29 protein-coding genes are annotated in these 24,757 nt (G+C 65.1%); 18 read left to right on the top strand and 11 right to left on the bottom strand.

The features are described 5' to 3' along the window. The first annotated feature begins 2 nt into the window (after positions 1-2). The 3 genes from FXF75_RS10960 (at position 3) to FXF75_RS10950 (ending at position 4,209) form a co-directional block, all read left to right on the top strand. Positions 3-1,910 carry an IucA/IucC family siderophore biosynthesis protein gene (locus FXF75_RS10960; RefSeq protein WP_163521897.1) on the top strand — a complete coding sequence of 636 codons (1,908 nt, stop codon included), beginning with the start codon at positions 3-5 and terminating at the stop codon, positions 1,908-1,910. Between the two features lie 142 nt (positions 1,911-2,052). Further along, complete coding sequence (locus FXF75_RS10955; protein ID WP_205427425.1) at positions 2,053-3,240, top strand: ABC transporter substrate-binding protein; 1,188 nt, start codon at positions 2,053-2,055, stop codon at positions 3,238-3,240. 3 nt (positions 3,241-3,243) lie between these two features. Continuing rightward, positions 3,244-4,209 carry an aldo/keto reductase gene (locus FXF75_RS10950; RefSeq protein WP_163521896.1) on the top strand — a complete coding sequence of 322 codons (966 nt, stop codon included), beginning with the start codon at positions 3,244-3,246 and terminating at the stop codon, positions 4,207-4,209. A gap of 41 nt (positions 4,210-4,250) precedes the next feature. Here the strand turns inward: FXF75_RS10950 and glnA2 are convergent, their stop codons facing one another. The 8 genes from glnA2 to FXF75_RS10910 form a co-directional block, all read right to left on the bottom strand. Next, complete coding sequence (gene glnA2, locus FXF75_RS10945) at positions 4,251-5,585, bottom strand: gamma-glutamylputrescine synthetase (protein ID WP_163521895.1); 1,335 nt, start codon at positions 5,583-5,585, stop codon at positions 4,251-4,253. Between the two features lie 112 nt (positions 5,586-5,697). Beyond that, positions 5,698-6,315: a class I SAM-dependent methyltransferase gene (locus tag FXF75_RS10940; protein ID WP_163521894.1), complete on the bottom strand. Its 618-nt coding sequence runs from the start codon at positions 6,313-6,315 to the stop codon at positions 5,698-5,700. 105 nt (positions 6,316-6,420) lie between these two features. Further along, the gene (locus FXF75_RS10935) at positions 6,421-7,050 is read right to left on the bottom strand and encodes a VOC family protein (protein ID WP_163521893.1); all 630 of its coding nucleotides are present in this window, start codon (positions 7,048-7,050) and stop codon (positions 6,421-6,423) included. A gap of 103 nt (positions 7,051-7,153) precedes the next feature. Continuing rightward, a complete protein-coding gene (locus FXF75_RS10930; RefSeq protein WP_163521892.1) occupies positions 7,154-7,528 on the bottom strand; it encodes a hypothetical protein in 375 nt (124 codons plus the stop codon). An 88-nt stretch (positions 7,529-7,616) separates the two neighbouring features. After that, positions 7,617-7,940 (bottom strand): DUF5615 family PIN-like protein, encoded by a 324-nt coding sequence (locus FXF75_RS10925; RefSeq protein ID WP_163521891.1) that lies wholly within the window; start codon positions 7,938-7,940, stop codon positions 7,617-7,619. Continuing rightward, positions 7,937-8,209, bottom strand: a complete 273-nt coding sequence (locus FXF75_RS10920) for a DUF433 domain-containing protein (protein WP_163521890.1) — start codon at positions 8,207-8,209, stop codon at positions 7,937-7,939. The genes FXF75_RS10925 and FXF75_RS10920 overlap by 4 nt, the downstream gene beginning before the upstream one ends. A 69-nt stretch (positions 8,210-8,278) precedes the next feature. Continuing rightward, a complete protein-coding gene (locus tag FXF75_RS10915; RefSeq protein WP_163521889.1) occupies positions 8,279-9,445 on the bottom strand; it encodes a cystathionine gamma-synthase in 1,167 nt (388 codons plus the stop codon). A 115-nt stretch (positions 9,446-9,560) separates the two neighbouring features. Beyond that, complete coding sequence (locus tag FXF75_RS10910) at positions 9,561-10,124, bottom strand: metal-dependent hydrolase (RefSeq protein WP_163521888.1); 564 nt, start codon at positions 10,122-10,124, stop codon at positions 9,561-9,563. On the opposite strand from FXF75_RS10910, the gene FXF75_RS23085 reads away from it, so the two are divergent. The 7 genes from FXF75_RS23085 to FXF75_RS10880 all read left to right on the top strand — a co-directional run bounded on the left by FXF75_RS23085 (position 10,123) and on the right by FXF75_RS10880 (position 14,370). Further along, positions 10,123-10,248 carry a hypothetical protein gene (locus FXF75_RS23085; RefSeq protein ID WP_275897403.1) on the top strand — a complete coding sequence of 42 codons (126 nt, stop codon included), beginning with the start codon at positions 10,123-10,125 and terminating at the stop codon, positions 10,246-10,248. The genes FXF75_RS10910 and FXF75_RS23085 overlap by 2 nt on opposite strands. A 54-nt stretch (positions 10,249-10,302) precedes the next feature. After that, positions 10,303-10,593 carry a 50S ribosomal protein L21e gene (locus FXF75_RS10905; protein WP_163521887.1) on the top strand — a complete coding sequence of 97 codons (291 nt, stop codon included), beginning with the start codon at positions 10,303-10,305 and terminating at the stop codon, positions 10,591-10,593. Position 10,594: 1 nt separating this feature from the next. After that, positions 10,595-10,951 (top strand): RNA polymerase Rpb4 family protein, encoded by a 357-nt coding sequence (locus FXF75_RS10900; RefSeq protein ID WP_163521886.1) that lies wholly within the window; start codon positions 10,595-10,597, stop codon positions 10,949-10,951. 44 nt (positions 10,952-10,995) lie between these two features. Beyond that, on the top strand, positions 10,996-11,577 hold the full coding sequence (locus FXF75_RS10895; protein ID WP_163521885.1) for a DUF655 domain-containing protein: 582 nt from the start codon (positions 10,996-10,998) through the stop codon (positions 11,575-11,577). Positions 11,578-11,726: 149 nt separating this feature from the next. Next, the gene (locus tag FXF75_RS10890) at positions 11,727-12,623 is read left to right on the top strand and encodes a 16S ribosomal RNA methyltransferase A (protein ID WP_163521884.1); all 897 of its coding nucleotides are present in this window, start codon (positions 11,727-11,729) and stop codon (positions 12,621-12,623) included. Then, a complete protein-coding gene (locus tag FXF75_RS10885; RefSeq protein WP_163521883.1) occupies positions 12,620-13,792 on the top strand; it encodes a mechanosensitive ion channel family protein in 1,173 nt (390 codons plus the stop codon). The genes FXF75_RS10890 and FXF75_RS10885 overlap by 4 nt, the downstream gene beginning before the upstream one ends. Then, complete coding sequence (locus FXF75_RS10880; RefSeq protein ID WP_163521882.1) at positions 13,789-14,370, top strand: HemK2/MTQ2 family protein methyltransferase; 582 nt, start codon at positions 13,789-13,791, stop codon at positions 14,368-14,370. The genes FXF75_RS10885 and FXF75_RS10880 overlap by 4 nt, the downstream gene beginning before the upstream one ends. On the opposite strand, the gene FXF75_RS10875 is transcribed toward FXF75_RS10880, so the two are convergent. Beyond that, positions 14,359-14,901 carry a hypothetical protein gene (locus FXF75_RS10875; protein WP_163521881.1) on the bottom strand — a complete coding sequence of 181 codons (543 nt, stop codon included), beginning with the start codon at positions 14,899-14,901 and terminating at the stop codon, positions 14,359-14,361. The two genes, FXF75_RS10880 and FXF75_RS10875, sit on opposite strands and share 12 nt — an antisense overlap. 131 nt (positions 14,902-15,032) lie before the next feature. Between FXF75_RS10875 and FXF75_RS10870 the strand changes: the two genes are divergently transcribed. Beyond that, positions 15,033-16,040 carry a 5-methyltetrahydropteroyltriglutamate--homocysteine methyltransferase gene (locus FXF75_RS10870; RefSeq protein WP_163521880.1) on the top strand — a complete coding sequence of 336 codons (1,008 nt, stop codon included), beginning with the start codon at positions 15,033-15,035 and terminating at the stop codon, positions 16,038-16,040. Further along, complete coding sequence (locus tag FXF75_RS10865; protein ID WP_163521879.1) at positions 16,037-17,104, top strand: methionine synthase; 1,068 nt, start codon at positions 16,037-16,039, stop codon at positions 17,102-17,104. The genes FXF75_RS10870 and FXF75_RS10865 overlap by 4 nt, the downstream gene beginning before the upstream one ends. A 405-nt stretch (positions 17,105-17,509) precedes the next feature. Here FXF75_RS10865 and FXF75_RS10860 read toward each other — a convergent pair whose 3' ends face one another. Beyond that, positions 17,510-17,839, bottom strand: a complete 330-nt coding sequence (locus FXF75_RS10860; protein ID WP_163521878.1) for a hypothetical protein — start codon at positions 17,837-17,839, stop codon at positions 17,510-17,512. An 83-nt stretch (positions 17,840-17,922) separates the two neighbouring features. On the opposite strand from FXF75_RS10860, the gene FXF75_RS10855 reads away from it, so the two are divergent. From FXF75_RS10855 to FXF75_RS10830, 6 genes are all read left to right on the top strand, one after another. Next, positions 17,923-19,080, top strand: coding sequence for a phosphotransferase (locus FXF75_RS10855; protein ID WP_309221793.1), 1,158 nt, complete (start codon positions 17,923-17,925; stop codon positions 19,078-19,080). A gap of 151 nt (positions 19,081-19,231) precedes the next feature. Beyond that, positions 19,232-19,954, top strand: coding sequence for a metallophosphoesterase (locus FXF75_RS10850; protein ID WP_163521877.1), 723 nt, complete (start codon positions 19,232-19,234; stop codon positions 19,952-19,954). A 101-nt stretch (positions 19,955-20,055) separates the two neighbouring features. Beyond that, a complete protein-coding gene (locus FXF75_RS10845; protein WP_163521876.1) occupies positions 20,056-21,219 on the top strand; it encodes a beta-ketoacyl synthase N-terminal-like domain-containing protein in 1,164 nt (387 codons plus the stop codon). Then, positions 21,216-21,608 (top strand): Zn-ribbon domain-containing OB-fold protein, encoded by a 393-nt coding sequence (locus FXF75_RS10840; RefSeq protein ID WP_163521875.1) that lies wholly within the window; start codon positions 21,216-21,218, stop codon positions 21,606-21,608. The genes FXF75_RS10845 and FXF75_RS10840 overlap by 4 nt, the downstream gene beginning before the upstream one ends. 110 nt (positions 21,609-21,718) lie before the next feature. Continuing rightward, entirely contained in the window at positions 21,719-22,822 is a 1,104-nt protein-coding gene (locus tag FXF75_RS10835; protein ID WP_163521874.1) for a S1C family serine protease, read from the top strand. A 139-nt stretch (positions 22,823-22,961) separates the two neighbouring features. Beyond that, positions 22,962-23,639 carry a PepSY domain-containing protein gene (locus tag FXF75_RS10830; RefSeq protein ID WP_163521873.1) on the top strand — a complete coding sequence of 226 codons (678 nt, stop codon included), beginning with the start codon at positions 22,962-22,964 and terminating at the stop codon, positions 23,637-23,639. A 76-nt stretch (positions 23,640-23,715) separates the two neighbouring features. On the opposite strand, the gene FXF75_RS10825 is transcribed toward FXF75_RS10830, so the two are convergent. Continuing rightward, positions 23,716-24,672, bottom strand: coding sequence for an alpha/beta fold hydrolase (locus FXF75_RS10825; RefSeq protein ID WP_163521872.1), 957 nt, complete (start codon positions 24,670-24,672; stop codon positions 23,716-23,718). Between the last annotated feature and the right edge of the window lie 85 nt (positions 24,673-24,757).

The raw sequence follows: 24,757 nt of genomic DNA, 5'->3' as shown, positions 1-24,757 counted from the left end.
CGATGGAGGACTTCGACGCGCTCCGGGCCGCGCTGAACGCCGAGACGTGGGAGACGGTCGAGCGCGACCTGCTCCGGAAAATCCTCGCGGAGTTCTGCTACGAGGACCTGATTACTCCCGCACGCGCCGGGACGGTCCCGGCCGACGAGTCCGACCCCGGCGAGTCGTGGACGCGATACCGCCTCCGACTCGACGGCGGCGTCGAGTACCGCTTCGACGCGCAGTCTCGCCCACTCGACAGCTACCGGGTCCGCGAGGGGTCGGTGTTCCGCCGGGGCGTCGGCGAATCGACGGATGTCTCGGCCGACGGCGAAGCGACGGACGCCGACGACTGGACCGAGGCGACCGACCCGCTCCGGTTCCTGCTGGACGCACGCGAGTACGTCGGCATCGACCCGACGACCGCGGCCCACCTCGTCCGCGAGTACCGCAACACCCTCGTCGCGGACGCCCACATCCGCGCGAGGAAGGCCGACGCGCCCGCCGACGCCTCGATACTCGACCTCCCCTACGCCGAGGTAGAGGGCGAGATGGAGGGCCACCCGTGGTTCACCTACAACAAGGGCCGGGTCGGGTTCGGCTACGACGACTACCTGCGGTACGCGCCCGAGTCCAAGCGACGCCAGCGCCTCTCGTGGGTCGCCGCGCGGCGGGACCGGGCGACGTTCTCCGCAGTCGAGGGATTGGACCGTGACGACCTGCTGGAGTCGGAGTTGGGCGACACGGTCGGCGCGTTCCGGGCGACGCTTGCCGACGAGGGACTCGACCCCGAGAACTACCACTTCCTGCCGGTCCACGACTGGCAGTGGAACGACAGCGTGGTCCAGTTGTTCGCGGGCGACATCGCCGACGACGCCATCGTTCCGCTCGGCGAGGCTCCGGACGAGTACCTTCCCCAACAGTCGATTCGGACGTTCTCTAACGTCTCGGACCCGACGAAGCGCCACGTCAAACTCCCGATTCGAGTGCTGAACACCAACGTCTACCGCGGGATTCTGGGCGAACAGGCCGAGGCCGCCCCGCGCGTGACCGAGTTCGTCAAGGGAGTACGCGACGGCGACGCGTTCCTCCGGGACGACTGCGACCTGCTCCTGCCGGGCGAAGTCGCCAGCGTCAACTACGAACACCCGTACTTCTCGGCGTTCGACGACGCACCCTACCAGTTCCACGAACTCCTCGGGTGCGTCTGGCGCGAGAGCGTCGTCTCGATGGTCGAGGACGGCGAACGCCCCCTGACGCTCGCGGCGCTCCTCCACGAGGACTTCGACGGCACGCCGCTGGTCTCGAAGTTAGTTGAGCGCTGCGGACTGGAACTGAGCGAGTGGCTCGACCGACTGTTCGACGTTCTACTTCACCCGCTGGTTCACTACCTCTACAAGTACGGCACGGTGTTCATGCCCCACGGGACGAACGTCGTCCTCGTCCACGAGGGCGGCGTGCCGACCCGAATCGCGGTCAAGGACTTCGTGGACGAGGTGGCCATCACCGACCGCGACCTGCCGGAACTGGACGAGGTACTCGCGGACGACCTGCGCGACGACGAGCGGTACGACCACCACATCCTCCACCGTCTCCCGCCCGAACCGCTCTGCCAGCACGTCTTCGGGACGCTGTTCGTCGGCGTCTTCCGGTACGTCGCCGACCTGCTGGCGCGCCGAGAGGGGTACGACGAGGAACGATTCTGGGGGCAGGTCCGGTCGGCCATCGAGCGCTATCAGGCCCAATTCCCCGGTCTCGACGACAGGTTCGAGACGTTCGACCTGTTTCGGCCCCGGTTCACCAAGCACTGTCTCAACCGCAACCGCATCGTGGACTACGGCTATCAGGACTTCAGCACTCGGCCGAAGGTGCGGGGCCACGGCACCGTGCCGAATCCGCTGTCGGAGTTCGGCGACCGTCGGGACCACTGACCGGGTCTCACGGTCGAACATCGCCCGAACTCGGCGAGCGGTTTCGAGAGACTTATCAGTGCGTTCTGTAAAGTAGACTGTAACGTATTTTAGGCCGACCTAAACCGAAGCGATTAATTGCTTTTAGGTCGGCCTAAAAATCATGGTCGATAGCTCAGACGGTGACTTGACGCGACGACGGTTCCTGAAAGGTAGCGTAGCAGTCGGTATCGCGGCCCTCGCGGGTTGTACCGGCGGGTCCGGCGGGGACGCGACGACCGAGGAGACGACGACCGCGGCCGACACCACAACGACCGATAGCACGACAGAAACGACCGAGAAGACCACGCAGGACGCCTCGTACTCCGTCACCCTACCGCCGGTCGGCGACGTGACGTTCGAGCAGGTCCCGGAGGCGTGGGTCGCGGAGAACGCGAGTTGGGCGGACATGGGTATCGCGCTCGGGTTAGAACCGCCGCTCGCCGTCGTCCTCACGGGCGAGTACCGCACGCACCACTACGACGACGTTCCCCAGCTCTCGGTCGATACCGACGAGATGACCTCGCTCTGGCAGGACGGCATCTCGAAGGAACTGTTCTACGACCTCGACGCCGACGTCCACTTCATCGACCCCAACTACATGACGAACCTCATCCCGAACTGGAAGCAGGCCGACGTCGAGGAGATAGCCACGAACGTCGGCCCGCTTTGTGGGAACACGAGTTTCTCGACCTACTCGTGGCACGAGGACTACCCCTACTACGACCTCTACGAGGCGTTCGAGAAGGTCGCGCAGGTGTTCCAGCGGACCGACCGATACGAGGCCTTTTCGCAGTACCACGACGAAGTTATCGGCGAAATCACGAACCGACTCCCGGACGAGCGACCATCCGTCGCGCTGCTCTCCCCGGCGTCTACAGAACCGGAGAAGTACTACCCGTACCGACTCGGCGACCGGACGGCGTACAAACACTGGAACGACCTCGGCATCGGCGACGCGCTCGCGGGGTCGGACATCTCGACGTTCACGTCCGACCGGGGCACGATAGACTACGAACCGCTGCTGGAGATAGACCCGGAGGTGCTGATGTTCTACACCGACCAGCACCGGACCGCCGAGGAGTTCCGCTCAACGTACCTCGAGTTCCTCCGGGGACACGACACCGCGAGCACTCTGACCGCGGTCCAGAACGGAGACGTCTACCCCGCGGGCAGCATGTATCAGGGTCCCATCATGAACCTCTCGAAGACCGAGCGGACCGCCAAGCAACTGTTCCCCGACGAGTTCGGCGAGGACGAGCGACTCTACGACCGCCAGCGCATCGCCGACATCCGAAGCGGAGCGATTTGAGCCATGGAGTACACGACTCTCGGCGACATCGGACTGTCGGTCAGTCGCATCTGTCTCGGCTGTCTCGGGTTCGGTGACGGGAAGGAGTGGATGCTCGACTCGGACGAGAGCCGCGAGATTATCGACCGGGCCATCGACCTCGGCGTCAACTTCTTCGACACCGCGAACGTCTACTCGAAGGGCGGCAGCGAGGAGATTCTCGGCGAGGCCATCGACGGCTACGACCGCGACCGACTCGTCGTCGCGACGAAGGTGTTCGGCGAGATGGACGAGTCGAACCCGAACGCCCGAGGTCTCTCCCGAAAGGCCATCGAGCAGGAGCTTTCGAACAGTCTGGACCGACTCGGCGTGGACACCATCGACCTCTATCAGACCCATCGGTGGGACGACGAGGTGCCCGTCGAGGAGACGCTCCGGACGCTCGACGACGCAGTGCGCCGGGGGTCGGTCCGGTACGTCGGCGCGAGCACGACGCTGGCTTATCAGTTGGCCGAGGCGCGACGCCGAAGCGAGGCGCTCGGACTCCAGTCATTCGTCTCGATGCAGAACCACTACAACCTCCTGTACCGCGAGGAGGAGCGCGAGATGCTCCCGTACTGTCGCGAGAACGGTGTCGGAGTACTGCCGTGGAGTCCGCTGGCGAAGGGGTATCTGGCTCGGCCCCACGCCGAACTGGAGACCACCGCGAGGGGACGGACCAACGACTACACCGACCTCTACCCGTATCTGGAGGGGAACGGCCGGGAAATCAACGAGCGCGTCGCTGAACTCGCCGACGAGAACGGAGTGACGATGGCACAGATTGCGCTCGCGTGGCTGTTCCACAAGGACGTCGTGGACGCGCCGGTCGTCGGAACGACCAGCATCGAACACCTCGAACAGGCCGTCGAAGCCCTCGACATCTCGCTGTCGGACTCCGACATGGAGTATCTGGAAGAGCCGTACGAGCCGGTCCGTCACACCCTGTGACGCTCGGCTCCCGTCGGCCGTCGAAACGCCGCCTTCTCGCCTCAGTACACGTTCCGGAGTCGCTCGCGCTCCCAAGAGACCGCACTGTCGGTGAATGCGTCCCAGTGACTCCGCTTGACGCCGAGGTACGTCTCGAACAGGTCCGTCCCGAGCGCGTCGCGCAGCACCTCGTCGGCTTCGAGCGCGTCGAGCGCCGCGCCCAGCGTCCGGGGGAGTCGGTCGATACCCCGGTCTCGGCGCGCCGCCGCCGAGAGGGTGCCGGGGTCGATGGAGACCGGTTCAGGGGGCGCGAGTTCGCGCTCGATACCGTCGTATCCGGCCGCGAGCAACCCCAGCAGGGCGAGGTACGGGTTGGCGGTGTTGTCGGCCGCGCGGAACTCCACCCGCGTCGCCTCGGCGTCGTCGGACTGGCCCGTCGCGGGCACGCGGACGAGGGCCTCGCGGTTCCCCCGTCCCCAGCAGACGAACGCGGTCGCGCCGAGTTGGGGACGCAAGCGGGCGTAGGAGTTGACGGTCGGGGCGGTCAGCGCGACGAGCGCGGGCGCGTGGTCCAAAACCCCCGCGACGAACTGCCGGGCTGTCCGACTCAGCCCCTCCTCGTCGTAGAAGCGGTTGGTCTCGTCCCACAGCGACAGGTGGACGTGACAGCCGTTCGTCGCGTGGTCGAACGGTTTCGGGAGGAACGTGGCGCGGTAGCCGTGGTCGCGGGCGACGCTATCGACCGTCTCGCGTAGGAGGACGTGTTCGTCCGCCGCCCGGACGCCCAGGGCGTGGCCCGTGACGATTTCGTGTTTCCCGGCCGCGTACTCGGGGTAATACTTCTCGACGGCGACGTCCTGCGCCTTCAGCGCGTCTATCGTCGCCAAGACGGTCTCGTGGGTCTCGCGGGTACTCTTGGTCAGGTACGCTCCGCGTTCGTCCACCTTGCTGACGGTCCCGTCGTCGTCAGTTTCGAACAGGTGGAACTCGCTCTCGAACGCGACTTCGGGCGCGAGTCCGTCGGCCCGCAGTCGCTCGACGAACGTCCGGAGCGACGAGCGCGGGTCCACGGTCCACGGGTCGCCGTCGAGCGTTTCCACGTCGCAGAGCATCGCCCCCGTGCGCTCGGCGTAGGGGAGCGCCCGGAACGTCTCGGGGTCGGGGCAGAGTCGGACCTCTCCGGCGGCGTCGAACCGCCCGTCTTTGTCCCGGACGCCGAGCGCGTTGTACGTCTGCACCAACTGGGAGAGCGTCACGCCGTCCTCGACGGCGGTTTCGACCTTCGAGGCGTCCACCGCGTGGGCGCGTATCGCCCCGCTCTGGGTCACGAACAGCAACCGCACGAGGTCGCAGTTCGCGTCCCGACATCGGTCGGCAATCGACTGGGTTTTCGTCATCAGTATCTCCGTGCAACCCGGTTGTTTTAGGCCAGCCTAAAAAACTTGTGGGACGCGTGAAAATGTCCGGAGAGGTATCGGACGCGAGTCCCCGTTCCGACGGTGTGGCGGGTCAGAGGACGCGGAAAACGCGCACCGTGTCACGCTTTCCGGGTTCGCAGAGGAGTTGCGCGGCCCCCAACTCCGAGAACACCTGCTCCCAGTCGCGGTGGTAGAGCGGAAAGTCGTCGTGGACGTGGCTTACCTCGGCGCCTTCGCGGCCGCGCCGGGGGCTGTTGCCCTCGTTCTCGGCGGTTATCAGTAGGTCGTCGGTGATACGGGTCAACTCCTCGAACACCCACGTGTTCTCTGGGTGGACGTGCTGGAGCGTCTCCACCGAGTAGACCACGTCGAACGCGTCGTCGTCGAACTCGGGGACGATGTCCTCCATCGCGCCGGCGTGGAAGGTCCCCGTCTCGGCGAGACGGGGATAGTGGTCGGCCATCACGTCGAACGAGTCGTCGTTGATGTCGATTCCCGTCAGGTTCTCGTACCCGTCGTCCAGCAGGTGTGCGAGGTGGCGGCCGGAGCTACAGCCGACTTCGAGAATCGCGTCGTCGTCGTTCACGTAGTGGTCGAACACGGCGGCGAGGGTCTCCGTCACCTCGTTCTGTCCGATGTTGGCGTAGTACTCGGGAGAGAACTCCGTCGAGCGGTCGGCCCAGTACTGATGGTTTTCCTCCGGTTCCATACGCGACACCAGTGGGCCGAGAGTAAAGAGTCCGCGGAGTCGCGCCCGAACTCGTAGGCTACGACGGCGTCTCCGACACGGTTCGTCGCGCTACTCTCGGTGGTCTCAGACGCCCGACCCGGTTTCGGCGTCCGGCAGGTCGTACTTCTCGACGTCCATGCCGAGTTCGTCGAGCGCTTGTTCGATGTGGCGTTCCTCGGCGAAGTCCGCGCCGTCCTCCTCGCGGATGCGCTGGGCGGTCGCCAGCACCTCTCCCCGTCGGTCGTCCGGAATCGCCCACTTGTCGGTCGAGAGTTCGATGACCAGTCCGTTGTGGTCCTGCGTGTACAGCGAGTGGAAGATGCCGCGGTCGAACTCGTTGCACCCGCGCCACTCCTCGTTGAGCGTCTCGCGAATCTCCACGAACTCCTCGGGGTCGATGCTAAAGGAGAGGTGGTGGACAGCGCCCACGCCCGTGCGCTGGGGACGCGGGTTCGAGTCGCGGTCCTCGTTCACGAAGAACGTCACGATGCGACCGTCGCCCGTGTCGAAGAAGAGGTGGGTCTGGGAGGGGTCGTCGAGGTTCGGTTGCCGGAGGACGAGCGGCATCCCGAGGATGTCGCGGTAGAACTCGATGGTGTCCTCGGTGTTGCTCCCGATGAGCGTGATATGGTCGGTTCCGGTGGTGTGCATCGGACTGTCGGGGAGGTCGGCGGTGACTTCGAAGTCCTCGGCTGGTTTGCGTTCGTCGGCCATGCCTCTGGGTAGCGGGTCGGCGGGTATAGTTCTCAGGTGACATCGGTGTCACCGGGAAACGATATCGGAATATCTATTTACTCATTGTTGTTTCAGACTGGTTTTAATTTAGGTATTCATCAACGCCGTTTTTATTATGGTGGAAGTCTCTACCGACATAGAATAAAACTATCCCCCAGAAAAAGTTCCACATAATTGCGTTTTGCCCAAATTTTCCTATTGCTACTTGGACGGGGTTCTGTGGATTTTGAAGAGCTACTGGGAAATACATTCCACCCCAGTAAACCAATATAAGTAGCCCTGACAAAGTGAGGAAATCACCGAATTTATTCAAAAGGCTTGCATCATCCCAGTACGAAATAAAATTTAGAATAGCATCATAAATCGCATTTCCTAAAATACTGCTAATTAGTCCACCAATGATACCTCCAAGAAGAGTCATTATAATATCGTACTTAATCTGACTCAACGATGGCATTCCTATTTATTATAATACATCAATTAATATAATTCTTTAGATAGCAGGTTCTTTTCACCCGGACAGTAAATCGGAAATCCACCGAGGTTCACACCCACCCGTCCGGAACGTGGAGGACGATTCCTTCCAACTCGTCCGCCGAGAGTTGTCGCTCAATGTGCCGAATCGCGTTTACAACGTCTCGAGCAGGTGTCGTCTGGTGGGTGAGAAACAGGGCACCGGGGTGCGAATCGAAGTCGAAGAAATCGTCGTCGTTCGTGAGAAGCACACGCCCCTCCGCTCGACAGTAATCGATTACGGCAGTATCGCTGATTCCGAGTTCGACGTCCTGAATCCGAACGACGTCGTGGCCCTCCTGTGCGAGGAGGTCGGTGATGGAGGCTTTGATGTTCTCGTCTACGGCCAGATTCATGCGTACTTCGGCGACGGTTGCTCGTCTTCGCTCTCCTCGATGCGTGTCTTTCGACGCTCACGCCAGTCTTCCATCTCCGCGACGTTGTCGTAGTAGTACGAGAGCGCCAGATGAACGTCGGCGAGTTCGACGCCGAACTCCGAGGAGACGGCTTCCGGGGACATTCCCTCCTCGTTCACCCACTCGTAGATTTGGAGGACCGAAATCCGACGCCCTTCGATTCTGGGCTGGCCGCCCATCACGTCGTCCGTTTTCACGATTCTGTTCATGTCGTCCGTAGGTAGCGCGTATTGCCGTAAATAATTGTGGTGCGACAGTTACCGACGGGGCGACTTTCCTCACTCCAGCGCCGCGTCGAACGCCTGCTGGAGGTCCGCCTTCAGGTCCTCGACGTTCTCGATGCCGATGCTCGCTCGAATCAGGCCGTCTCGAAGCCCGGCCGCCTCGCGCTCCTCGGCGGGAATTGCAGCGTGGGTCATCGTCGCGGGTTGCTCGATGAGGCTCTCGACGCCGCCCAGACTCTCGGCGAGCGTGAAGACCTCGGTCTCACTCACCACGTCGGCGGTCTCTTCGAGCGAGGCGTCCATCTCGAAGCTGACCATCCCGCCGAAGTCGTCCATCTGGGACGCGGCGAGGTCGTGGTCGGGGTGGCTCTCCAGTCCGGGGTAGTAGACGCGCGCCACGTCGTCGTGGTCCTGCAACCAGTCGGCGAGCGCGCGGGCGTTCTCGCAGTGGCGGTCCATCCGGACCGGGAGCGTCTTGGTCCCGCGGAGGACGAGGAAGCACTCGTGGGGGCCGGGCGTCGCGCCGACGCTGTTCTGGTAGAAGCCGAACTCCTCGTCGAGTTCCTCGTCGTCGGTGACGAGCGCGCCGCCAACCACGTCGGAGTGGCCGCCCATGTACTTGGTCAGCGAGTGGGCCACGAGGTCCGCCCCGAGTTCGAGGGGTCGCTGGAGGTACGGCGTGGCGAAGGTGTTGTCCACCGCGCAGAGCGCGTCGTGTTCGTGGGCGACGTCGGCGGTGCCCTCGATGTCCACGACGTTGAGCAGGGGGTTCGTCGGCGTCTCGACCCAGACGAGTTCCGTGTTCTCTCGCATCGCGGCCTCCGTCTCGTCTAAGTCGGTCATGTCCACGAAGTCGAATTCGAGGTCGTACTTCTCGTAGACCTGCGTGAAGATGCGGTGGGTGCCGCCGTACACGTCCTCGCTTGCGACCACGTGGTCGCCGGATTCGAGCAGGTTCAATACGGTGTTTATCGCGCCCATTCCGCTGGAGAACGCCCGACCGTAGTCGCCGCCTTCGAGGCTGGCGACGTTGGCTTCGAGGTCCGTCCGCGTGGGGTTGCCCGTCCGGGAGTACTCGTAGCCCCGGTGTTCGCCCGGCGCGTCCTGTTCGTACGTGGAGTTGGCGTGAATCGGGGTCATGAGCGCCCCGGTCTCCTCGTCGGGTTCCTGTCCGGCGTGAATCGAGCGCGTCTCGAAGCGGAACTCCTCGTCGTCGGTCATACCCGTAGCGACGCACGGGCGGCAGGTTACTCTTGCCCTTTCGACACGCACAACCGGTTTTCCACTCGCGCGCCCGAAGTCGAACGCGTCGGTACGTCACTCCGACGCTCGTGCGTCACTCCGAAGCCGCCACGGTTTCCCGGGTATCCGACCCGTCGGATTTCCAGAACCACGCTACGACGTTGACCGCGACACCGAGAGCGAGCAGCCCCCACGTCGCCCAGACCGACGTGTACCAGAGGACATCGATGAGGACTACCGACCCGTTGTAGAGCGGCCAGAACGGTTCGATGCGCGTCGCCACGTCGGGGGCCGACAGCATGTCGGCGAACAGGTGCGAGAGTCCCGCGACCCAGACTGCGATGACCCCCATAGTGTAGGCGTGCACGGTGGCCCGGTCGGAGAACAGTTCGGTCTGGTTGTTCACCTTCGTGAAGACCCATCCGAGTATCGCACCGAGCGGCACGGCCAAGAGCGTGACCACGAGAATCGTGTGGAAGACGCCGTGGTGGTGGATGCCCGCGAACCAGTTCGAGAGGTAGAGGTCCACGTCCGGCAGCATCCCGAACCAGAAGCCCAGTCCGACGAACACCGCCGCCGTCTTCCGTCGCTCGATGAAGTACCACGCGGGTGCGAGCCATATCAGCGCCATCCCGAGGTGACCGAGTACGTCCACCATGCAGACGTTTCAGGGCGGCTACCGGCATAGGGCTGATGGCAGTTCCGACGACAACGGCGGTCGGTCGTCGCCGACGGTGGGAGCCAGCGACCAGCGACGGCGCACCGTCACGAGTGCGTTCTGAGAAGCGCGGAACGCACCATTTATAACGTAGACAGAACAAGAGGGACGTACGACTATGCCGAGTTCGAACGGACCCTACCACAGCACTCGTAACAAGCTCTCGAACGACCCCCGCGAGAGCGGTACGTCTCCGCCCCAGCGGGCCGTCCAGCAGTACGAGGAGGGCCAGAAGGTCCACCTCAAGATAGACCCGAGCGTCGAGAAGGGCCGCTTCCACCCGCGGTTCGGCGGCCAGACCGGTGAAATCGTCGGCAAACAGGGCGCGGCCTACAAGGTCAGCGTCAACGACCGCGGCAAGGAAAAGACCCTCATCGTCACCCCGGCGCACCTGAAAGCGCAGGAATAGCATGACGATATTCAAGGAGAAAGTCGAGGAGGAGTACCTGACCACGGCGGAGGCCAAGGACCTGCTCGCGGGCATCGAGGAGGAGCGCGCTCTCGACGAAGACCGGGAGATGCGGTACGAACTGGCCCGTGCCATCGAACACGTCAACCGCTTCGCCACGCTCGAAGCCGAGGAGTCCCGCGAACTCGTCGAGGAACTGCTCGAACTCGACAAGGTGGACGAACCGACGGCGTACAAGATAACCGACATCCTCCCGAAGGACCGCGACGAACTCCGTGCGGTGTACGCCCAGGAGCGATACACCCTCTCGGGCGAGGAACTCGACGACATCCTCAACGTCGTCGCAAAGTACGACTGATTGCCACCTACTCTTTAAGTGGCTCGTCGCCGTATTCTATGACAATGACCGAACAGAACGACGGCGACGAGCGAGTGCCAGCGGTCGTGCTGGACTATCTTCCCCACGGCCGGGCCGACGACGACCGGCCACAGTACCAGAAACCCGCGTTGACCTACGCCCTCGGAGTCGAGGAGTTCCGACTGTTCGAGGTGACGCTGGAAGAGGACGTGAGTCTCACCATCACCGACCGTTTCGACGCCGACCGGTCGAACGAACTGGTCGCGAGCGTGCGCGAAATCGAGTTCGAGGACCTCTCCGGGGCGGCCCAGTCGGAACTGGAACACGCCATCCGCGACGTGGTCGAATCGAACGAACGGCGTTTCGTCGACTTCTACAACGACGCCCAACCCATCACGCTCCGACTCCACCAGCTAAATCTCCTGCCGGGCGTCGGGAAGAAACTCCGGAACAACATCCTCGAACAGCGTAAGCGGGAACCCTTCGAGAGTTTCGAGGACTTGGAAGACCGAGTGTCTGGGTTTCACAACCCCAAAGAGGTGCTTGTCGAGCGCATCCTCGAAGAGATTAGGGAGGACGACCTGAAGTACCGGACGTTCGTGCGGGTCGAAGAACAACAGCAGTAGTCGTCCCTTCTCGGTCTCCCCCGAACGCTCCCGGAACGACTCTTTCCCGTCTACAGCCGTGTCTACCCGTCGTACTCGAAATCAGCTCCCCGACACGTTCCGGCGGACTCGGTGGCTTTACCCACCTCCGGTTTCTATCCGGGGACAACATGACCGACTCACGCGATTCGGGGACCGCTCCCCGAGACCCGGACGCGCTGCTCAGGCGGGCGGGCGTCCGCGGTAATCCCGACCGCGACCAGCACTTTCTGATAGACGACCGAGTTCTCGACCGACTGCCCGACTACGCCGCGGAAGCGGGGTTCGACCTGTCTCACGTCCTCGAAATCGGGCCGGGGACCGGCGCGCTGACCGACCGACTGCTCGCGGTGGCCGACGAGGTGACCGTCATCGAGCGCGACCCGGACCTCGCGGCGTTCCTGCGCGAGGAGTTCGCCGACGAAATCGCGGCCGGACGCCTGACGGTAATTTCCGGCGACGCACTCTCGGTCGAACTGCCCGACTTCTCGGTCTCGGTCTCGAATCTCCCCTACGGCGTCTCCAGCGAAATCACGTTCCGCCTCCTGCCGCGCGGCAAGCCGACGGTGCTCATGTTCCAGAAGGAGTTCGCCGAGCGCATGGCCGCCGACGTCGGCACCGACGACTACGGCCGCTTGTCGGTGAGCGCCCAGCACTACGCAGACGTAGAAGTGGTCGAACCCGTGCCGAAGGAAGCGTTCTCGCCGCCGCCGGACGTCGAGAGCGCGGTGGTCCGAACCACGCCCCGCGACCCCGACTACGAGGTCGAAGACGAGGAGTTCTTCCTCCGGTTCGTGAAGGCCGTGTTCACACAGCGCCGCAAGACCCTCCGAAACGCGATTCGGAACACCGGCCACATCTCCGGACTGGACGACGCCGACGCGCCGGTCGAAGCTATCGCCGACGGAGAGACGGACCTCGACCCGGACGTGCTGAGCAAGCGCGCGGGCAAGATTCCGCCGGAGACGTTCGCGGCGCTGGCGACGGTGGCCGACGAGTACGGCCGCGGCGGAGGTGAGACCGAGTGAACAGCACCGACGGCGGGATTCTCGCTGCCATCGACCAGTTGGCGAACTTCACCCAGACTCAGCAGGTGGCGGCGACGGTCGGCATCCTCGTCGGTCTCGCCGTCGCGGTCTGGGCCGTCCGTCGCGTGCGGCCGGAACTCCGCCGGCGGTTCCCGCGGCACGTGGGCGACGTGGTGTTGCTCGCCGCCTTCGGGACGTTACTGTTCGGTGCGGCGGTCAGTCTGCTCGTCCTCTGGGACCGGGCCACGACCGCCACCGTCGCGCTCGACCAGATAAACGCGACCGTGGGCAAGGGCTTCAGAGTCGTGTTCGCGTTGGCGGTGGTGGCCGGCGCGTACATCGTCACCGGATTCGTCAAGAAGGCTATCGACCGATTCACGGAGGGTCACGACACGATTAGCCAGCACCAGAGCGAAATCGTCTACCGGGTCTCGCAACTCACGGTGTACGTCTCGGCCGTGGCCATCATCCTCGGAATGTGGAGCGTGGACCTCAGCGGCCTGCTGGTCGGGGCCGGGTTCCTCGGTATCGTGGTCGGTATGGCCGCCCGCCAGACGCTCGGTGCCCTGCTCGCCGGGTTCGTGCTGATGTTCTCGCGGCCCTTCGAAATCGGCGACTGGGTCGAGGTGGACGACGAGGAGGGTATCGTGACCGACATCTCCATCGTCAACACCCGCATCCAGACGTTCGCCGGCGAGTACGTGATGATTCCCAACGACATCGTGAGCGGGGAGAAGATAGTCAACAAGAGTCGGAAGGGCCGACTCCGCATCGAAGTCGAGGTCGGCGTCGATTACGAGGCCGACGTGCGGCGCGCGGCCGACCTCGCCGAGGAGACGATGAAGGACTTAGACGAGGTGCTGACCGTGCCGACGCCGAAAGTCGTGCTCAAGGAGTTCGGCGACTCCGCGGTCACGCTTCTCCTGCGCTTCTGGATAGACAAACCGAGCGCGCGCAGGCAGTGGCGCGCCCGGACCGCGGTCATCGAATCGGTCAAGACTACCTTCGACCGCGAGGGCGTCAAAATCCCCTATCCCCAGCGAGAACTCACCGGACGCGAGGAGTCGGGCGGGTTCCGCGTCGCGGACGAACCCGTCGTACGGGAGACCACCGCCGACGGCGGTCTGACCGACGACGCGTCCGACGCGAACGAGGTGAGTCGAGAGTGACAGACCTCGCCGACCGACGCGACGTCGAGACCGAGGTGTACCAACCGGCCGAAGACTCACACCTGCTCGCGGAGGCCGCTATCGCCGACCTCGGAGACGACCGAGAATCGCTCGCGCTGGAGGTCGGAACCGGGTCGGGGTACGTCGCAGAGCGAGTAATGGACGAGACTCACGCCCGCGTCCTCGGGTCCGACGTGAACCCCCACGCTTGCACGCAGGCCCGCGAGCGAGGCGTGGAAGCGGTCCGGGCCGACCTGCTCGAACCGTTCCGTTCGGACGTTTTCGACGTCGTCCTGTTCAACGCGCCCTACCTTCCGACCGACCCCGACGAGGAGCGCGACGACTGGATGGAGGTCGCGCTCTCGGGCGGCGAGGACGGCCGGGAGGTCATCGAACCGTTCCTCGAATCCGTAGGCCGAGTCCTCGACCCCGACGGAGCGGTCTACCTGCTGGTCAGTAGTCTCACTGGCGTAGACGAAGTCGTGGCGTTGGCCGACGACGAAGGGTTCTCCGCGGTGGCGCTCCGTGACGAGTCGTTCCCCTTCGAGACGCTGACGGTGTTGAAGCTACTCCGCTGAGGTGGTCGCGTTCACCGGGTTCGGCAACTGGTAGAGTTCCCCGCCAGTGTCCTCGTTCTCGACGGTCAGGAGCGTGCGACCGTCCACCGCCACCTCGAACTGCCGGTAGTCGGTGGGTAGACTCGTTCCAAGTTCGACGTGCGTTGCAGGGGGACAGTCCTCCGAGTCCGACCTCGCCTGCTGTACGTCCGACGTTCGGGTTTCCTCGACGCTCGTCCGGACGTCGATTCGGTAGGTCCCCGACGAAACTCGCGAAACCGTCACATCGACAGTCCGCCCGGGTTCGTGGACGACGGTGGCGTTCAGTGTCACCCCGTAGGCGTGGTCGACTGAGACTTCGTGGACCCACCCTCCGTGGGCGCGGGTTTCGAGGCAGTCCTCGAGTGATTTGCTCACGTAGAAGGCTGGCGACTCGGGGTCGGGACCCGGGTCGGTCTCTCTTGCCGGCGAACCGACTCCCGACAAGCCAACTGCACCGACGACGAGTCCGCAGATGAACGCGACCGCGACCGCGTCCCTGAACTCATGCATGCTTACAAGTCCAATAGCTAACAGAAATGCATTTCCGTCGCCCCCATGAGGCGTGCTACCGAATTGCTATGACCAACAGTAATCTCCGGAGAGGAAAATATTAAGCACCGGCATTCCGTAGGCCGGAGTACATGACCGAACACGTCGCGACGACACCGGGAGTATACCCGCTCCCCGACTGGGCCAAGGAGGACCTCTCCGACCTGAAGGGTCACCAGAAGCACGACCTCATCGACGGTGACGAGGGCGAAGCCGTGACCGACGTCTACGAACAGGCCCGCGAGGAAGTCATCGACCGCCAGCAGTCGGCCGGACTCGACCGCGTGGTCGAAGGGCAACTCCGATGGGACGACATGCTAGCCCACCCGCTCGCGGTCCACGACTCGGTGGAGACCCGCGGCATCGTCCGGTACTACGACAACAACAACTTCTACCGCGACCCGGTCGTGACCGACGACCTGACCTTCGACGGCGACATCGCCGGCGAGTTGGACGCCGCCAGCGAGTTCGTGGACGCCGACGAGTTGCAGGCGGTCGTCCCCGGTCCCTACTCGCTCGCCGACCTCGCCACCGACGAGTACTACGGCGACGACGACGAGTTCCTCGACGCCATCGCCGACTTCCTCGCCGGTGAAGTCGAGGCGTTCCCCGAGGTGGAGACGCTGTTCGTCCTCGAACCGTCGCTGGTGGAGAACTCGCCGGACGACGGCGAGGACGAACGCGCCAGCGAAGCGGTCGATGCGGTGACGAGCGCCGCCCCGGCCGACACCGACGTCGTGGTCCACACCTACTGGGGCGCGCTGGACGAGAAGGTCCACGCCCACCTCCTCGACGCCGACTTCGACGCGCTCAGTTACGACTTCGTGAGTAACCACGAGGACAACCTGTACAACATCAACGAGTACGGCACCAAGGACTCCATCGCCGCGGGCGTGGTGGACGGCCAGAACACGCTGGTCGAAGACGCCGAGGCTATCTCCGACCGGGCCGACTGGTTGCAGGAGAACACGCCCGCGAGCGACTTCGAGACCATCTACCTGACGCCGAACACCGAACTGTTCTACTTGCCGTACTCGACGTTCGAGGAGAAACTCGCCGCGCTCGGCGAAGCGACCGACCTCGCGGAGGTGAAAGCATGACCGACACCAGAGACCAGTTCCGACCCGAGAATCACCCGACCGACCACTTCCTGCTGACGACCGTCGTCGGAAGCTATCCCAAGCCGAAGTGGGTTGACCGCGCGCGCGACCTCCACGAGGACGAGGACGCCGACTTCGACGACGACGCGTGGCAAGAGGCCAAGGACGACGCCGCCCGACTCATCACCGACGAACACGAGCGCGCCGGTCTCGACGTGGTCGTGGACGGCGAGATGCGCCGCAACGAAATGGTCGAGTACTTCGCCCACCGCATCGACGGCTACGAGTTCAACGGACCGGTGAAGGTGTGGGGCCACAACACCTTCGACAAGCCATCCGTCGTCTCGGACGTCGAGTACGACGAGACGTGGCTCGTGGACGAGTACGAGTTCACCGCGAGCGTCTCGGACCGACCGGTCAAGGTACCCATCACGGGACCGTACACGCTCGCGAACTGGAGCTTCAACGAGGCCTACGAGGACACCGAGGCGCTCGCCAACGACCTCGCCGACCTCGTGAACGAGGAGGTCGAGAAACTGGTCGAAGCGGGCGCTCGCTACATCCAGATAGACGAACCCGCGCTCGCCACGACGCCAGACGACCACGCCATCGTCGGCGACTGTCTCGAACGCATCGTGGACGGAATCCCGGACGACGTGCGCATCGGACTCCACGTCTGCTACGGCGATTACTCGCGCATCTATCCGGAGATTTTGGACTTCCCGGTGGACGAGTTCGACCTCGAACTCGCCAACGGCGACTACGACCAGCTTCCGGTATTCCTCCAAGAGGAGTTCACGGCGGACCTCGCGCTCGGCGTGGTGGACGCCCACGTCGCCGAGGTGGAGTCGGTGCCCGAAATCAAGGAGAACATCCAGAAGGGACTGGAAGTCGTCCCGCCCGAGCAACTGACCGTCAGTCCGGACTGCGGCCTCAAACTCCTCCCGCGCGAGGTGGCCTACGAGAAGATGGTGAACCTCGTGCGCGCCGCCCGAGAGGTCGAGCAGGAACTCGACGCCGGCGAAATCGAGGTCGAGCGGTCGGCCGTGACCGCAGACGACTGACCGACACGGACCGGATACGCCCTCACGACGAACGATTGCTGGCGCTCCCGCAGGTGGCTGACAGGCGGCGCACTTTCGGACGGGGGTCCGGAACGCCGCGCGCCGCGCAACCGCAGACGCGTCCCGGCCCGATTCAGGTCACGGGCCGGGTTCGTTCCGTCCTCGTACTTGAAGTTTGGTTCTCTAAAGGCGTGTACTCGGACGGTCGAGTACTCGTTTTACCAGTCAGTACGCGCTGTTGTCGTCACGGTCGCCGCGCGACTGCTCGGCGGACGCGATTCGTCTTCTCCCAGTTAAGTTTCCTCTCGCTCTCGTCTTCCGCGCGTTCTACGCCTCACTACGTGACGCGATAGGAGACCTGTCGCTGCGACCCAAACAGGCACGGACCAAACGGAATGGGTTCGCTCAAAGCGGAAGCGCGGCCCGAACGCGTTCGATGACCCCCGGCGTCCGGGAGTTGCGGTACCGCTCGAACACCGGGTGAAGCGCGTTCAGGAACTCCTGTTTGCTGTCGAATTGCTCGCGCTCGACCTCCGAGACGGCCTCCGAGAGCGGAACGGTGTGACCGTCCACGTCGTACTTGATTCGCGGGTCCGCCAGCGACTCCACGACTTCCGTTCCGGTCGCCGGAAAGGAGAGGTCGTCACTGTCGAGTTCGGCCGCCACTTCGGCGATGCCGAACTCGATGACGTCCGGTCCCTCGTCCGAGTTCGACGGCGGTGGCCTCATTCCCATGGGCGCAGGTTCTGGCTCCCGAAATGAAAAACTCACTACTCGGAATTCCAAGAGGTGTCCGCGATTCTGAGTTTCAAGGTTCAGTGGGCGGGGCGCCCGACGAGCGCGGCAACTGGACCGGCGAGGGGACGGCGGGTCACGGCCAGAACACACACCACCACCGACGGCTTTCTTCTCTACCGATGACCGGGACTGCCGAAGGGAGAGACGTCGGTGGAGACGCCGTCGAACCTATCGACGTCGTGCGGATGGTCGCGGCCGTCGCGCCCGAGTGGTCGGTGGAGCGCGTCCGGCCGAGCGAGGAGGGGACCGACTGCGTCTCCTTCCTCACCGTCGTGACGCCGGAGGGTCGTCGAGAGGTCGTTCTGAAGGCGTTCCTCGGCGAGGGCGTCGACTCCCCCGTCGCGCGCTCGGAGCCGCGCGTTCTCGAACTACTGGCGGCCGAGACCGAGATACCCGTTCCCGAGGTGGTCGGGTTCGTGGACGACCGTCCCGACCTCCCGACGCCGTTCTTCCTCGCCGAGCGCGTCCCCGGTGAGAACGGGTCCGGCCGGTTCGCGGACCTCTCGGTGGGCGCGCTCGAACGAGTCCTCGCAGACGCGGGGACTCACCTCGCGGAACTTCACGACCTCCGGTCGTTCGACCGCTTCGGACGAATCGGCGTCGAAGACGGCGGACTGACCGTAGTCGGCGACGAGTCGGGCGCGCGAGACCGATGGACCGACTGGCTGCTGGCGGACGTAGAGGAGACCCTCGACGGCATCGAAGGCGGCAGGTTCGACGACCTCGTGGCTCCGCTCCGGGAGTACCTCCGCGAGGCGATACCGGCGCTCGCCGGTCCGAACGAGACCGCGTTCGTCCACTGGGACTACCGTCTCGGGAACCTCCTGCTCGACCCGGAGACGGGCGAGACGACGGCCGTCCTCGACTGGGCCGACCTCGTCGCGGGCGACCCGATTTACAATCTCGTCACGGTCGAGGACCACAACGTCAACTGGCAGACGCGCGACGTCGTCCTCCGGCGGCGACTGCGCGACCGGTTACTCGGTGCGTACGACGCGCGGCGCTCCGGCGAGCGTCCCGCCGACTTCCGCGACCGCAAGCGCGTCTACCACCTCTGCAATCGGTTGAACGCGATGGCCTGTCTGCCCGACTGGTACGCCAACGCGGACGATGCCGTCCGCGACCAGCGCGCCGCCGAACACCGGACGTTCGTCCGGGAGTACCTCGAACGGGACTGACGACTGGCCGTGGACTCGCTCGCACCGGCCAGCGTCAGTTTGCCGACTCTCTCGGCGGTGATGGCCCTCGGTCCCAACCTCCTTGCGAGACGCTCTTCGCCGGTTCCGCCGAAGGGATAGGCCTATAACTGACCTACACTAGTCCCCGCTCGTGTCACGGACGCTCATCATCTCGGACGTCCACGCCAACGCCCCGGCGCTCGAAGCGGTCCTCGCCGCGGAACCCGACCGCGATTCGGTCGTCTTCCTCGGCGACGCCGTCGATAACGGCCCCCATCCGAACGCCGTCTGTAACCGCCTCCGTGACCTCGACGTCGCGGCGAGCGTCGTCGGGAACCACGACCGGACCGTCCTCGACGCGTCCGAGTCCGGCGACTCGGACGACCCCTTCGCGCGGTGGCAGGCGTGGACCCGCGACCGACTCTCCGACGAGAACCGGGCGTTCCTCGAATCGCTCGACCGCACGGCCACGGTCGCACCCGCGAGTCGGTCGCTCCGCCTCCACCACGGCGACTTCCCGCCGCCGGAGAACCACGAGGGGGAGTGGCCGACCCGCGTGACCCCCGACGACGACGCGCCCATGTTCGAGGTGGTCGCCGCCCGGTACGACGAGGACGTGATTCTCCACGGCCACTCCCACTACCCCTTCGAGACCACCGTCGCGGGGACCACGTTCGTGAATCCGGGGAGCGTCGGTCTCCAGCGAGAGGACTGGCCCGCGAACCACGCGCGGTACGCGACGCTGGAGGACGGCGCGTTCGACCTCCGGGCGGTACCCTACGACACCAGCGCGGTGACGACGGACTCCCGGCGCTTGAACAGTCCCTTCGTCGAAATCTGGAATCGTCCGGTTCCGAGTGCGGAGAGCGACTGACCGGCGTTCGCACTCGGCGACGGTTCAGGGTCCCCGTACGGAACTGACACGCGACCGATACACCGATGCCTTTCTTAACTGTCCCTCACGTAGTTACGCGCATGACAGGCGTACGAGTCGCTGGGGTCGGTCTCACCCACTTCGGCCAGCATCCCGAACGGACGGGCCGGGACCTCTTCGCGGAGGCCAGTCAGCGCGCGTTCGAGGACGCGGGCGTCCCCCGCGCCGACGTCGAACAGTTGAACTACGGCAACTTCATGGGCGAACTCAGCGAGCATCAGGGCCATCAGGGACCCCTGATGGCCGAGGCCGCGGGCCTGACCGCGCCCGCCACGCGCTACGAGAGCGCGTGTGCGTCCTCGGGCGTGGCGGTCCGCGAAGCCGTCAAGGACGTCCGAAACGGCGAGGCCGACGTGATACTCGTCGGCGGGGCCGAGCGCATGAACAACCTCGGCACCGCGGGGACGACCGAGGCCCTCGCCATCGCGGCCGACGACCTCTACGAGGTCCGGGCGGGCATGACCTTCCCCGCGGCCTACGCGCTGATGGCCCGCGCCTACTTCGACCAGTACGGCGGGAGCAAGGAGGACCTCGCCGAGATAGCGGTCAAGAACCACGACAACGCGCTCGACAACGAGTTCGCGCAGTTCCAGAAGGCCATCTCGGTCGAGGACGCCCTCGACGCCCCGACCATCGCCGCCCCGCTGGGACTCTACGACGCCTGCCCCATCACCGACGGCGCGAGCGCCGCGGTCCTCGTGAGCGACGAGTACGCCGACGAACACGGCCTCGACGCGCCGGTCTCGGTCACCGGGACGGGACAGGGCGGCGACAAGATGGCACTGCAAGACAGGCAATTCCTCGCGCGGACGCCCGCGGCAGAGCGTGCCGCCGAGGAGGCCTACGACGACGCTGGAATCGGCCCGCAGGACGTGTCGGTCGCGGAGGTCCACGACTGCTTCACCATCGCGGAGGTCCTCGCGCTCGAAGCGCTCGACTTCTACGCACCCGGCGAGGGTATCGGCGCGGCGGCGCGCGGCGAGACCACCCGCGACGGCGACCGGCCGGTCAACCTCTCGGGCGGTCTGAAGGCGAAGGGCCACCCGGTCGGCGCGACCGGAACCAGCCAAATCGTGGAGATGACGCGATTGCTCCGGGGCGACCACCCCAACAGCGACGCGGTGCCCGGAGACGTCGGCGTGACCCACAACGCCGGTGGGACGGTGGGGAGTACCACGGTCCACGTGCTGGAGGTGGAAGAATGAGCGACGCCGAGCGCGTGCGCGACGAGGGGTTCGACGACTTCCTCGACGCTATCGAGTCGGGCGAGGGATTCTACCTCGAATGCCCCGAGGGCCACGGGTCGCTTCCGCCCCGGCGGGTCTGCCCGCACTGCGGCGCGACCGACCTCCGAGAGACCACGCTCCCCGAGACCGGCGACATCGAGACGTTCACCACGGTCCACGTCGCCGCACCCGAGTTCGTAGACGACGCCCCCTACGTCACGGCGGTCGCGGACTTCGGCGGCGTTCGACTGACCGGAATCGTCCGCGGCATCGACCCCGACGACGTGGCGGTCGGTACCGAGGTCGCGCCCGACGTGGGCGAGACTGAGACCGCAGACGAGCGCGTGCTGGTCTTCCGGACACCCTGAGCGGGCGTCGTCGCGTCGGAAAACGCGGTCGTTCCTTTCTCGCGGTGGTTGCTGTCATCGCAGTTACTGGCCACCACCCTTACGCGTCGTTCCGTTGGCTATCCGACTGCATGGTGGGAAGACACGAACTGACGCTGCTTTTCGTCGTGGCCGCCGTCGCCGTCGCTCCGATGGCGGCGCTCGGCGCGACCACGCCGACGGACAGTCGCGTGCAGGCGACGAGTCCATCGGCCGAAAGCGAGGGACAGCTATACCAACAGGGAGAGACCGCGTCCTGCGACTACTCGCGGCTGTACAACCAGACGATAGACTCGGTCGTCCAGATTCAGACCGCTCAGGGGAGCGGTTCCGGGTTCGTCTTCGACGTCAGTGACGGACAGAGTTACGTCGTCACCAACCAGCACGTCGTCAACCAGACGACGAGCGTCGGCGTCCGGTTCGCCCGCGGTGAGACGCAGACCGGCACCGTGGTCGGCGCGACCCAGCTCGCGGACCTCGCGGTCGTCCGCGTGAACGAGACGCCGGAGTACGTCGAGGCGCTCCCCGTGGCGAACGCGACGCCGAATCCGGGCGACCGCGTCGCCGCTATCGGGAGTCCGTTCGGACTGGAGACGACCATCACCTCGGGTATCGTCAGCGGAGTCAACCGAACGTCGCCGGTCGGGTTCCCGCTGCCGAACACCGTCCAGACCGACGCGCCAATCAACCCCGGGAACAGCGGCGGACCGCTCATCGCGTGCGACACCGGGGCCGTGGTCGGCGTGAATCAGGCCGGTGGCGCGGAGAACATCGGGTTCGCCATCGGCGCGTCCATCGTCCAACAAATCGTGCCCGAACTCATCCAACAGGGCGAGTACGCGTTCCCGCTCCTCGGAGTGCAGGGAGTCACGCTCACCCAACCGCTCGCCGAGGCGAACGACCTCAACGTGACCAGCGGCGTCTACGTGCTGGACACCATCGAGGGAACGCCCGCAGCGGAGGCGATACAGGGCGCGAACGACAGCGTCGTCGTGAACGAACAGCAGATTCCCGTCGGCGGTGACGTCATCGTCGCAATCGGGAACCAGAGCGTCACGTCGCGCGAGGACCTGCTCTCGTACCTGTTCACCGAGACTCGACCCGGCGAAACGGTGGAAGTGACCGTCCTGCGCGACGGGGAACGCCGGACCGTCAACGTCACTGTCACCGAGCGCCCGAGTCAGGAACAGCAGTAACTGCGGACGCTCACTCGTTTTTCGAAGGTCACTCAGAGTCGCTCGCTACGCCCTCACTGGGAACGCTGTCGCGCGACGGCAGCGGTGGCCAGCACGCTCTTGGGAACGTTCGTGGAATCGGGGGACGGGATTACAGACGATGGAGTACCACAGAATCGCGTCGCTCGGTCTCGCACTCCTCCTCGTGGGGAGTCTGGGCGGGGTCGGCGCTGCGACTTCACTCTCGACGGACGCACAGTCTCAGTCGCACGCACTCGACGTAACCGAACCCCAGACGGGGACGGAGAGAACCGCCGCGAGTCCGGCCGACCGGGAAGCGAACGCGGCCCAGCAGGGCGGACAGGTGAACCTGAGCGCGGTCGAAGTCCCGGCGCTCCGAGCGGTCCAAATTGCCCAGAACAGAACCGGGGGGAAAGCGGTCGTCGTATCGCTCGGGACGCGGAACCAAACGCCGGTGTTCAACGTGAGCGTCCTCCACCGGAATCTGAGCGTCTCGCAGGTCACGGTGGACGCCACCGACGGGACGGTCACCTCGATTCGCCGCAACACCACGGTCGTCAGAGCGCAGTTCCTCGGCGGCAAGGCGTTCGACTTCGAGAGACTACGCACGGCGGGCGAGGCCATCAAGTTGGTCCAGAACCAGACGACAGGTACCGTGGTCAACGTCGGACTCAGACGGGGAGAACTCGTCTACGGGGTCGCGCTCCGGACGCCGGAAGGCCGCCAAACGCAGGCGCTCGTGACCGCGACGCAAGGTCCAATTCTCGGAATCCAAACTAGGAACGTGACCACGACGTCCACGACGAACAGTTCCTGACCGCCGCACAGACTGCGAGAGTTGGTCGAAAGTGAACCGAGGCGGTCGGCGGAACCGGAGGAACTCGTCTCGGCGTCTACGCTCGGCCGGGTCCGGTCTCGACTTCCTCCTCGGTCAGTTCGTCCAACAGCACGTCGAGGAACGGACCCGGATGCTCGGCGTGGGGGAGTAACTTCGCGTCGTCGAACACCACTAGTTTCGCGTCGGCGCGTTCGGCCAACGCCTCGCCCTCTTCGAGCGGGGAGACCGTCGCGTCACGTCCCCAGACGATAGTCACCGGCACGTCGAGTCCGGCCAGTTCCTCGCCCAAGTCCACGTCAGGGTCGAGATAGCCGGAGACGAACGAGGCGGGCGCGAACCGCGCCCCGGGTTGGTGTGAGGTCTGCCACTGGTAGTCCACGTCGCGTTCGGTGTAGGAGGCCTCGGTCGAGTAGGCTTCCCGGTTGTCGAAGAAGTGGAGCGACCGCTTGCTAGTCAGGATGTTGAACAGCCCCTGCCCGACTACCGGTGACCGGAACAGCGACCGGAGCCACGTCCTGCGGGACCCGGTGTCGGCCGTGGGCGCGACGAGGACCAACCGCGAGAACACGTCGGACTGGTGCTGGGCCAGCGTCGCGTACGCCCCCGACAGCGACGTGGCCACGCAGGCCGCGTCCTCGGTCACGTCCTCGGCGAAGTCGGTGACGAAGGCGGTGTACAGCGCCGCGGAGTACGTCAGCGGCGGTCGGTCGGAGCGGCCGAACCCCGGCAGGTCCGGCGCGACGACGTGATGCGTCTTGGCGAGTTGGTCGAAAATCTGGTCGAACTCCTTGTTCGACGCCGCGGCGTGAACTCCGTGCAGGAGCAGGAGGTCGGGGTCCTCCGGGTCGCCAGCCTCGGTGTACGCCACGTCGAACCCCCGCCATCGGTAGGTCCGCTGTCGCCCGTCCAGCGCGGGTTCGAGGTCGCCCGCCTTCCAGCCCAGCAGTCGGTTGCCGAGCGCGGCGGTTCCGAGTCCGCTTGCGACTCCGGCAAGCAGTTTGCGTAGCTTCATACCTGAATACTCGGCGTCAGGTAAGTTAGCCGTTGTGCCGTGGCCGACTGCGGACTCGACACTATCGTGGGGCGGTTCACCCAAC

It is taken from the genome of Halorussus sp. MSC15.2 (assembly GCF_010747475.1).
Taxonomy (GTDB): Archaea; Halobacteriota; Halobacteria; order Halobacteriales; family Haladaptataceae; genus Halorussus.
The sequence above is the reverse complement of the archived record's forward strand: the minus strand, read 5'-3'. Positions and strand labels throughout refer to the sequence as shown.

Coding starts and splice junctions, on each gene's coding strand:
- FXF75_RS10930 (WP_163521892.1), bottom strand. CDS start 7,528: ATGCCATCGTTGAGTCAGATTAAGTACGATATTATAATGACTCTTCTT.
- FXF75_RS10830 (WP_163521873.1), top strand. CDS start 22,962: ATGGAGTACCACAGAATCGCGTCGCTCGGTCTCGCACTCCTCCTCGTG.
- FXF75_RS10915 (WP_163521889.1), bottom strand. CDS start 9,445: ATGACCGACGACGAGGAGTTCCGCTTCGAGACGCGCTCGATTCACGCC.
- FXF75_RS10870 (WP_163521880.1), top strand. CDS start 15,033: ATGACCGAACACGTCGCGACGACACCGGGAGTATACCCGCTCCCCGAC.
- FXF75_RS10910 (WP_163521888.1), bottom strand. CDS start 10,124: ATGGTGGACGTACTCGGTCACCTCGGGATGGCGCTGATATGGCTCGCA.
- FXF75_RS10955 (WP_205427425.1), top strand. CDS start 2,053: ATGGTCGATAGCTCAGACGGTGACTTGACGCGACGACGGTTCCTGAAA.
- glnA2 (WP_163521895.1), bottom strand. CDS start 5,585: ATGACGAAAACCCAGTCGATTGCCGACCGATGTCGGGACGCGAACTGC.
- FXF75_RS10900 (WP_163521886.1), top strand. CDS start 10,595: ATGACGATATTCAAGGAGAAAGTCGAGGAGGAGTACCTGACCACGGCG.
- FXF75_RS10920 (WP_163521890.1), bottom strand. CDS start 8,209: ATGAACAGAATCGTGAAAACGGACGACGTGATGGGCGGCCAGCCCAGA.
- FXF75_RS10895 (WP_163521885.1), top strand. CDS start 10,996: ATGACCGAACAGAACGACGGCGACGAGCGAGTGCCAGCGGTCGTGCTG.
- FXF75_RS10835 (WP_163521874.1), top strand. CDS start 21,719: ATGGTGGGAAGACACGAACTGACGCTGCTTTTCGTCGTGGCCGCCGTC.
- FXF75_RS10865 (WP_163521879.1), top strand. CDS start 16,037: ATGACCGACACCAGAGACCAGTTCCGACCCGAGAATCACCCGACCGAC.
- FXF75_RS10950 (WP_163521896.1), top strand. CDS start 3,244: ATGGAGTACACGACTCTCGGCGACATCGGACTGTCGGTCAGTCGCATC.
- FXF75_RS23085 (WP_275897403.1), top strand. CDS start 10,123: ATGCAGACGTTTCAGGGCGGCTACCGGCATAGGGCTGATGGCAGTTCC.
- FXF75_RS10940 (WP_163521894.1), bottom strand. CDS start 6,315: ATGGAACCGGAGGAAAACCATCAGTACTGGGCCGACCGCTCGACGGAG.
- FXF75_RS10860 (WP_163521878.1), bottom strand. CDS start 17,839: ATGGGAATGAGGCCACCGCCGTCGAACTCGGACGAGGGACCGGACGTC.
- FXF75_RS10875 (WP_163521881.1), bottom strand. CDS start 14,901: ATGCATGAGTTCAGGGACGCGGTCGCGGTCGCGTTCATCTGCGGACTC.
- FXF75_RS10845 (WP_163521876.1), top strand. CDS start 20,056: ATGACAGGCGTACGAGTCGCTGGGGTCGGTCTCACCCACTTCGGCCAG.
- FXF75_RS10825 (WP_163521872.1), bottom strand. CDS start 24,672: ATGAAGCTACGCAAACTGCTTGCCGGAGTCGCAAGCGGACTCGGAACC.
- FXF75_RS10960 (WP_163521897.1), top strand. CDS start 3: ATGGAGGACTTCGACGCGCTCCGGGCCGCGCTGAACGCCGAGACGTGG.
- FXF75_RS10925 (WP_163521891.1), bottom strand. CDS start 7,940: ATGAATCTGGCCGTAGACGAGAACATCAAAGCCTCCATCACCGACCTC.
- FXF75_RS10890 (WP_163521884.1), top strand. CDS start 11,727: ATGACCGACTCACGCGATTCGGGGACCGCTCCCCGAGACCCGGACGCG.
- FXF75_RS10840 (WP_163521875.1), top strand. CDS start 21,216: ATGAGCGACGCCGAGCGCGTGCGCGACGAGGGGTTCGACGACTTCCTC.
- FXF75_RS10935 (WP_163521893.1), bottom strand. CDS start 7,050: ATGGCCGACGAACGCAAACCAGCCGAGGACTTCGAAGTCACCGCCGAC.
- FXF75_RS10905 (WP_163521887.1), top strand. CDS start 10,303: ATGCCGAGTTCGAACGGACCCTACCACAGCACTCGTAACAAGCTCTCG.